A 7388-nucleotide genomic window follows, 5' to 3' on the forward strand; every position below is an offset into this window, starting at 1 on the left:
GTTGCTTCACATGGCAATACAACGCCACCTACAGAAGTCCACGCTAAACCATTTACATAGCCAATTTGCGGTTTCTTTTCACGCTCTTGGTCAACAAAGATTGGAGCGCCCAAGAATTCGTGAAGATTTTTTGTCGTTACTTTCGGTGCATCTCCACCTTCTTCAACGACTTTATAAGCAATTTTACGACAAATCTTAGCAATTGTTTTTTCCAAGGTACGAACACCCGCTTCACGAGTATATTCGGAAACTACCTTTTTCAACACTGCATCAGATAATTTAACCTTATAATCTTCAAGGCCATTTTTCTTGATTTGTTTAGGTACTAAATAGCGCTTAGCAATCTCTAATTTCTCTTGTTCCATATAGCTAGATAATTCAATGATTTCCATACGATCTAACAATGGACCAGGAATATTGGATGCAACGTTAGCCGTTGTAATCCAGAATACTTCAGAGAAATCGAATGGCACTTCGATAAAGTGATCGCTGAATGTACTATTTTGTTCTGGATCCAATACCTCTAACAATGCAGAGGATGGATCACCTTTATAGTCAGATGCTAATTTATCAATTTCATCCAATAAGAATACAGGATTCTTAGTGCCTACATTCTTAAGACCTTGAATCATACGACCTGGCAATGCGCCAATATAGGTACGACGATGGCCGCGAATTTCAGCTTCATCGCGAACACCACCTAAGGATGCACGGATGAATTTACGGTTCATCGCTTTAGCTATAGACGTAGCCAAGGATGTTTTACCAACCCCTGGCGGGCCTACTAAGCAAAGAATAGAACCACTATTCTTACCAGTTAACTTACGAACAGCCAAGAATTCAAGGATACGTTTCTTAACCTTTTCAAGGCCATAATGATCCGCCTCAAGCATAGCATGAGCTTCCTTGATATCCAAGCGATCCTCAGTTAATTCATTCCAAGGTAACGCCAATACCCAATCTAGGTAATTGCGCAAAATGGTTGCTTCTGGCATCAATTGTGGCATGCGGCTATAACGAGAAATTTCTTTATCGATACGTTCATGTACATCTTCGCTAAGGTTAAGTGCTTTTAATTTAACACGTAACTCTTCAGCTTCTTCCTCTGGATCCCCTTTGTCACCCAATTCATCGTGGATAACACGGATTTTTTCACGCAAGAAATATTCTTTTTGCGCTTTTTCCATAGATTGACGTACTTGATTATTAATGGAGTTTTCCAAATCAGAGATTTGTAATTCCATATTTAAAATGCCTACAATCATATTTAAACGACGAGCTACAGATAACTCTTCAAGTAACTCTTGGCGTTTAGTGTTGTTAATAGGCAATAAGAACGCAACTTGATCAGCCAATTCACATGGGTCGCGTAACTCCATTACGCGTGTAACGCCTTCATCTGTAACAGATTTAGCCTCTTCAGCCCATTCGCCGAATTTAGACTGAACCAAACGACGATACGCTTCTAGCTCCACATCGTCTTCAAATTCGGAGGCTACCCGTTCGTAGTCCCCTACATAGTACGGATCCATACTTGTAATATTCATTACGCGAATACGTGTAATGCCCTCTACAAGAACACGTACAATACCACCTGGTAAGCGTAACATTTGCTTAATTTTTACTAATGTACCCATTTGGGCTAAGTCATGAACAGTTGGCGCATCAACAGCATCATCCTTTTGGCTGACAACTGCTAAAATGCGATCCTCGTTCATTGCGGCTTCCACCGCTTTAATGGATTTGTCTCGACCGATATCGAGGTGAATCACGATATTCGGATATACAACCATGCCTCTAAGAGGTACAGTTGGAATCCCAACTTCGAGTAAATTCATACTTCCTCCAGGTATTTATATTATGAAAAGAAACTCATTCCTACACAGAAATGAGTTTCTTCGAATTACGATTTCAACTGGATGTCTTGGTCTGCCTCATTTTTGAGTATAGGTTCACCTGTGCTCAATACGGATTCACGATTCACTATGCACTTAGTTACTTCCGGCATGGAAGGAACTTCGAACATAACGCGTTTCATCACCTTTTCAATGATAGCACGCAAACCACGAGCACCTGTTTTTCGCTGTAATGCTTCATCAGCGATTTCTTCTAATGCATCTTCAGTGAAAGTTAATTCTACACCATCAAGGGATAGAATTTTTTCATATTGTTTTGTTAATGCATTTTTAGGCTTTGTTAAAATTTGAATTAATGCCTCTCTATCCAGTTGGTCCAATGTTACCATAACAGGTAAACGACCAATGAATTCTGGAATTAAACCAAATTTCAATAAATCTTCAGGTACAACATCTTTTAAGATAGCTGATACATTGCGTTCTTCTTTACGTTGTACGTCTGCACCAAAACCAAGGGTTTTCTTAGCGGTACGCTTAGTAATAACCTTGTCCATACCATCAAATGCACCACCACAAATAAAGAGAATGTTTGTAGTGTCGATTTGAAGCATTTCTTGATTTGGATGCTTTCTGCCACCTTGAGGTGGAACAGAAGCTACAGTACCTTCTAAGATTTTAAGCAATGCTTGTTGTACACCTTCACCAGACACGTCACGTGTAATGGAAGGGTTCTCAGACTTACGAGCGATCTTATCGATTTCATCGATATAGATAATGCCTCGTTCAGCCCGAGCTATATCATAATCTGCCGCTTGGATAATTTTAAGCAAGATATTTTCCACATCTTCCCCAACATAACCAGCTTCAGTTAAGCTTGTAGCATCTGCAATAGCAAATGGTACTTCTAGCATTTTCGCTAAGGTTTGAGCCAATAGTGTTTTACCACTACCAGTAGGACCAATGAATAAAACATTAGCCTTTTGTAATTCTACATCATCAACTACATTATCTGTTTGTAAGCGTTTGTAGTGATTATATACAGCCACAGCTAAAGAGATTTTAGCATCATCTTGACCAATAACATATTCGTCAAGATGAGCTTTAATTTCTCTCGGCGTTGGCAATTCTTTTAAGTTGAAGTCATCCGCCTCTACGTCACCTAACTCATCCGCAATAATACGTTCGCATACTTCAACGCATTCATCACAAATATATACGTTAGGGCCCGCTACTAATTTGCGGACTTCTTCGCTTGTGCGTCCACAAAAACTGCAGCGCATAGTGTCTTTATCTTTTGCCAAGGGGCGCCTCCATTACTTGCTTTCTACAGGTTCTCTTGTGAGTACCTCATCGATTAAGCCGTATTCAACGGCATCCTGAGCACTCATGAAGTTATCGCGATCTGTATCGCGCGCTACAACCTCAATATCTTGTCCACTGCGAGAAGCTAAGATACCATTTAATTCTTCACGCATACGAAGAATCTCACGGGCATGGATTTCAATTTCAGATGCTTGCCCTTGTACACCACCTAATGGTTGGTGAATCATAACGCGCGCATGAGGTAACGCATAGCGTTTACCTTTAGCACCTGCTGTTAAAAGCACAGCCCCCATGCTCGCCGCAGAGCCTACACAAATGGTAGACACATCTGGTTTGATATATTGCATCGTATCATAAATAGCCATGCCGGCAGTTACGACACCACCGGGGCTATTAATGTACAAATGGATATCCTTGTCAGGATCCTCTGCTTCTAGGAATAGCATTTGCGCAATAACCGCATTTGCTACATTATCATCGATAGGTCCACCTAGGAAGATAATGCGATCCTTTAACAAGCGAGAGTAAATATCATAGGAACGCTCGCCGCGTTCACTTTGTTCAACTACGATTGGTATATACATGTATTCACCTTTTCATGTACCTAGTTGAGCAAACTATTATTTAGCCGCTTCAGCGCCTTTTGCATTATCAATAATGAATCGAGCTGCTTTTTTGCGAGCTACAGAGCCTGCCAACATAGCTACACGACCTTCTTTTGCAATAATATCCCAAACTTCTTTAGGATCTGCCCCAAAGTTTTGAGCCATAATGAAGATTTCACGGTTCATATCATCTGGAGTTACTTCGATACCTTCAGCAGTTGCGATAGCGTCTAATACTAAATCAGCGCGTACGTTTTCAGCTGCAGAATCTTTGTATTCAGAGCGTAAATCTTCGATAGTTTTGTTGGAGAATTTCAAGTAGTCATCAAGTTTCAAGCCACGACCTTCCATGTTCATAGCCAATTCTTGAATCATTTGTTCTACGCGATCTTCGATCATTACTTCTGGGATGTCTACAGTTGCATTTTTAACAGCTGTTTGAATCAAGTCAGCATTGTAAGTATCGATTGCGCGACGAGAAGCTTCTTCTTCCATTTTTGCGCGAAGATCTTTTTTCAATTCTTCAATAGTTTCGTAAGAGCTTGCTTCTTTTGCGAACTCATCGTTCAATTCAGGCAACTCTTTACGTTTAATGTCATGGATATGAGTTTTGAATTCTGCTTCTTTACCAGCAAGTTCTGCTACGAAGTAGTCTTCAGGGAATGTTACTTTTACAGTTACATCATCACCAGCTTTAGCGCCGATCAATTGATCTTCGAAGCCAGGAATGAAGCTACCAGAACCGATTTGTAATGGGTAGGATTTACCTTCGCCACCATCGAATGGTTTACCGTCAACGGAACCAGCGAAGTCGATTACTGCGAAGTCGTCTTTTTGAATTGTAGCGCCTTCTTCAGCAACAACCATTTTCGCTTGTTGTTCACGAATGTTGTTCAATTGTTCTTCGATTTGTTCATCAGTTACTGTAGCGTCTTGTTTTTCTGCTTCTAAGCCTTTGTAATCGCCAAGTTTAACTTCAGGGCGTTTAGTTACAGTAGCTTTGAAAATCAAATCTTTACCTTCTTCGAATTGTTCGCGTTCGATTTCTGGTTCAGATACTGGAACGATATCGTTTTCACGAAGTGCAGCACTGTAGTTTTGGCTAACCAATACTTCGAATGCTTCTTCCAAGATAGCGTCTTTGCCGAAGTTCATTTCTAAAATACGGCGAGGCGCATGGCCTTTACGGAAGCCAGGAATGTTTACTTGACCTGCAATGCGTTTTACAGCTTGTTTAATGCCTTTATCTACTTCTGCTGCAGGTACTTCAATAGTTAACGTTACTACGTGTTGATCAACAGGATTTACAGTTGCTTTCATTTAAAATATGTCCTCCTCGAAGGGCAATACGCCCAAATTTCTGTAGTATATTATGCACTCCTAATAATAACATAAATGCAAGGTCAATGCAATTCTTCTCAATTTACACTAAAAGACCACCCCAAAACGGGTGGTCTTTATATGTATTACATAATTATGCGAATTAGTTATCTTTAGCGATCAATTTGATGATGTCACGGCGAGATAAGATACCAATCAAATGGTAATCCTTGTCTACTACAGGAACATTCTTTAAATGTTGATCAAGCATAACAGATACAATTTCTTCTACATCTTTATCCGGTGTAGTTGTAATTACTTCTTCAGTCATCAACTCATGAACATGAGATGCTAACAATTTTTTAAATTGAGCATTATATTCGCCAATGCCATTGTAATAGATACTAGCACCTAATACATTTACATAGTGAGGTACATGAGGACGTACTTTTTTGTAAAGCAAATCGCCTTCAGAAATAATACCTAATAATTTATTGTTGTCATCCACTACGGAAACAGCTGTTAAATTATATTTTACCAACAAATCAGCTACATCAGAAATTGGCGCATCTTTGCCAACAGTAACAGGGTATTTATTCATTACTTCTTGGATTTTCATAGTGAATTCCTCCTTACAAATACATCTTGCTTTATTATACTATTCGACATAATATAATAAAACTCCTTTTTTTATAAGAACATTATATAAATAATTTATAAGGCTATTACAAATAGTATTTCTGATACTAATACAAAATCAATCTGCACTCATCATAATATATATTATTTATTCAAGCGATACGATCTATTTAAATTAACTACATCACCAATGATATGGTTCATTACGATTAATTTTAGACGCCCTATAAATTTGCTCTACTAGTAATAAACGTACCATTTGATGGGTAAATGTCATAGGACTAAAGGATAATTTATAATTTACAGACTTGCGCAACTCATCGCTTACGCCAAAAGCACCGCCAACGATGAATGCCATATCACTTATACCATCGACTTCTAGTTTAGCTATTGTTTTGGCCAAGTCTTCAGAGGACATCGTTTTACCGTACACATCTAACAACACTGTATAAGCATTCTTTGGAACAGCTTTTAATAAACGTTCCCCTTCTTCTGCAACGACTTGTTTTCGATCTGCATCACTCGGCTTATCCCCAATTTTACTTTCATTTAGTTCTGTAATCGTAATGCCTCCGTATGGACGCATACGTTTTACAAATTCTGCTACCCCATCGCGCAAGTAAGCGTCTTTTAACTTGCCAATACAAACTACATAAAATCTCATACTCTACCTCTTTACAGATTGTATAGACACAATTTCATTAGGTTGTCCATGTTGCAATTTCATTTCCGGTCCAATGCGAACGCCACCATCTACGAGCATTTTCCCAATCGTTTGGGTAACAAGGACGGCATTATTGTTATTTTCAGAACGATGGGCCAAAATAACTTGCATAAAGTCAGGTCGCTTCATCATGAGCAAAGCTTGGGCAGCCATTTCATTGCTTAAATGGCCTTCATCGCTGGCAACACGTTGTTTTAAAAATGGTTGATAAGGACCAAACCGTAACATATGAGGATCATAATTGGCTTCTAGTACTAACAAAGTCGTATCATCCATACGATGTAAGATACTATCAGAAATTACACCTGTATCGGTAACGACAGTAGCCTTATCTTTTCCAGCAAATACATTAATACCTATTGGATCAGCCGCATCATGACTAACGCCAAATGACTCGACTACAAGATTGCCAAGAGAGAGGCTACCCTTAGTCAATTCGATTAATTGGTTTTTTGGCACAATTAACTTATCTTGAATTTCACACCACGTCCCTTGTTTCGTATACACAGGGATATCAAAACGTTTCAACAATTGTTGAAGCCCTGCAATATGATCACTATGTTCATGACTGATAAAAATGCCCTCTACCTGTGCCATATCGATATGCAATTCTTTTAAACCATTGACGATGCGCCGGCAACTAATGCCCACATCGTGCAATATGACGGAGTTCCCTTTTTTTATTACTGTACAATTGCCTTTGCTACCACTAGCAAGAACATGGACCTCCAACGGTGAGGATTCACTCATCAAAACACTCCATATACTAAATCATAATTTTTTACATATGTCTGTGAAAGTCAATCTATTATCACTTTCACTAACACAATCATTAATTGGTTTCAGATAATTCACTCAAGCGTTCTACAAAGTATGACATATTAGCTTCAATATCTGGTCCACGGCGGAACATGTCACCAC

General features: G+C 39.1%; 7 protein-coding genes. All 7 read right to left on the bottom strand.

Annotated elements, in window-relative coordinates:
- On the bottom strand, positions 1-1838 hold a 1838-nt coding region (gene lon / locus QZR70_RS07740; protein ID WP_295794279.1), incomplete at its 3' end, for an endopeptidase La.
- Positions 1839-1903: 65 nt separating this feature from the next.
- Positions 1904-3157 (bottom strand): ATP-dependent protease ATP-binding subunit ClpX, encoded by a 1254-nt coding sequence (gene clpX / locus QZR70_RS07745; RefSeq protein WP_295794281.1) that lies wholly within the window; start codon positions 3155-3157, stop codon positions 1904-1906.
- 12 nt (positions 3158-3169) lie between these two features.
- On the bottom strand, positions 3170-3763 hold the full coding sequence (gene clpP, locus QZR70_RS07750) for an ATP-dependent Clp endopeptidase proteolytic subunit ClpP (RefSeq protein ID WP_295794283.1): 594 nt from the start codon (positions 3761-3763) through the stop codon (positions 3170-3172).
- A gap of 36 nt (positions 3764-3799) precedes the next feature.
- Positions 3800-5104, bottom strand: a complete 1305-nt coding sequence (gene tig, locus QZR70_RS07755) for a trigger factor (protein ID WP_295794284.1) — start codon at positions 5102-5104, stop codon at positions 3800-3802.
- A 163-nt stretch (positions 5105-5267) separates the two neighbouring features.
- The gene (locus QZR70_RS07760; protein ID WP_005385985.1) at positions 5268-5723 is read right to left on the bottom strand and encodes a CBS domain-containing protein; all 456 of its coding nucleotides are present in this window, start codon (positions 5721-5723) and stop codon (positions 5268-5270) included.
- Between the two features lie 204 nt (positions 5724-5927).
- Positions 5928-6407, bottom strand: a complete 480-nt coding sequence (gene rlmH, locus QZR70_RS07765; protein ID WP_295794286.1) for a 23S rRNA (pseudouridine(1915)-N(3))-methyltransferase RlmH — start codon at positions 6405-6407, stop codon at positions 5928-5930.
- A 3-nt stretch (positions 6408-6410) separates the two neighbouring features.
- A complete protein-coding gene (locus tag QZR70_RS07770) occupies positions 6411-7217 on the bottom strand; it encodes an MBL fold metallo-hydrolase (protein WP_295794288.1) in 807 nt (268 codons plus the stop codon).
- Positions 7218-7388: the final 171 nt, after the last annotated feature.

The organism is uncultured Veillonella sp., assembly GCF_900545205.1.
Classification (GTDB): Bacteria; Bacillota; Negativicutes; order Veillonellales; family Veillonellaceae; genus Veillonella.

Bases quoted from the DNA above. Each gene is read 5' to 3' on its own strand.
- QZR70_RS07760 (WP_005385985.1), bottom strand. From the start codon at position 5,723: ATGAAAATCCAAGAAGTAATGAATAAATACCCTGTTACTGTTGGCAAA.
- rlmH (WP_295794286.1), bottom strand. From the start codon at position 6,407: ATGAGATTTTATGTAGTTTGTATTGGCAAGTTAAAAGACGCTTACTTG.
- QZR70_RS07770 (WP_295794288.1), bottom strand. From the start codon at position 7,217: ATGAGTGAATCCTCACCGTTGGAGGTCCATGTTCTTGCTAGTGGTAGC.
- clpP (WP_295794283.1), bottom strand. From the start codon at position 3,763: ATGTATATACCAATCGTAGTTGAACAAAGTGAACGCGGCGAGCGTTCC.
- tig (WP_295794284.1), bottom strand. From the start codon at position 5,104: ATGAAAGCAACTGTAAATCCTGTTGATCAACACGTAGTAACGTTAACT.